This window comes from Roseovarius sp. MMSF_3281 (assembly GCF_030733685.1).
GTDB lineage: Bacteria > Pseudomonadota > Alphaproteobacteria > Rhodobacterales > Rhodobacteraceae > Roseovarius.
In genome coordinates this window covers 1-1,108 of sequence record NZ_JASHIM010000060.1, presented here as the reverse complement: position 1 = coordinate 1,108, position 1,108 = coordinate 1, and the positions used below count along the sequence as shown (strand labels likewise).

Below are 1,108 nucleotides of genomic sequence, written 5' to 3'. Positions count from 1 at the left end.
GCAACGGCACTTCAGATCATGCTGACAAACAAGCGAAACGTGCTCGATTCGCCGAAAGCCCCATTACGGCATCTTTTGCTTTTCGGGGTGATGAGGTCAGACCGCGCTGACCTCCAAGGCTTGGTCAGGGCTTGGATTGGCCCTGGCGCTTCGCATCAATCAATGCCTGTGCGGCCTGCATCACCTGAACCTGTGAAGTTCCGGCGCGTGCATCCTCAAGCGCGGTTTTTACCTTCATTCGAAACCACGTGTCATACGCATTCGCATCAGTAGCCATAGAAATTCTCCTCGAGCCCGATATCCGGCAGCTAGCCGAGGTCATCGAGCAAGTCTACAACGCGCACAGCAAGCCGGGCCACTTACCGATCGGGTGCCGCTTCAAGAGACGTCTCGAACCGCTTGTCCGCCGCCGCTGCTTCTTTCAAGAGCGCGTCGAAATTGTCCGGTGGATTGCCATCTTCCAGCATCCCCTTGAACGTCGCATAGGCATCCGTCTTGCTGCCGTAGGCGCGCAGGGTCTTTTCGTCGTTCACCCAGGCCACCACGATGACCTTCGCATCGCTGTTGAACCGGTAGAATAGCCGATACTGCTGGAAGAATTTCGCCCGGAACCAGTGCTTGCGGTGATCGCCTAGTGTGCCGCCTTGCCGGAAAGCGGCGGCACCCGGATCTGCAGGTATGGCCTCGGTGACCAGCTTGAAGATGGCGGCCAGCCGTTTCGTTGGGTTTTTCTTGTGCCAGGTCTTGGGATCGCGAGCCTTACGCGCCTCTACCTCCTCGACCAGCCCTTCGAGCTGGTCCAGAAAGAGTGGGTGCGCATAAATCGACCATCCATTCACGACAAGGGGCGCTTGGGCGGGCACGCTATCGCCGCTCATTCATCCTCGAGCGATAGCGGCGCATCGAGATCGACATCAACGTCTCCGACCAGTGCTGCAAGACGGTCATGCAAAGCCCCATCGAAAGCCCGAATGCGGTCCGGATGCGCCTTGATATCGGCCTCGACAAAATCGAGAAAGGCTCCGAGCACGGGATCTTCCTCGTCGCTGCGCACGGGCTCGATATAGACCCTGCCACTCGGCTCGGTGCAGTAACGAATCTGGTCGCC

The 1,108-nt window shown here is 58.5% G+C and carries 3 protein-coding genes; all 3 read right to left on the bottom strand.

Annotated elements, in window-relative coordinates:
• Nucleotides 1-124: 124 nt before the first annotated feature.
• Complete coding sequence (locus RBB32_RS21300; RefSeq protein ID WP_306155764.1) at nt 125-277, bottom strand: StaA; 153 nt, start codon at nt 275-277, stop codon at nt 125-127.
• 82 nt (nt 278-359) lie between these two features.
• Nucleotides 360-878, bottom strand: coding sequence for a type II toxin-antitoxin system YhaV family toxin (locus RBB32_RS21295; RefSeq protein WP_306155763.1), 519 nt, complete (start codon nt 876-878; stop codon nt 360-362).
• The coding region (locus RBB32_RS21290; RefSeq protein ID WP_306155762.1) for a type II toxin-antitoxin system PrlF family antitoxin at nt 875-1,108 on the bottom strand (234 nt) is incomplete at its 5' end. The genes RBB32_RS21295 and RBB32_RS21290, both read right to left, overlap by 4 nt.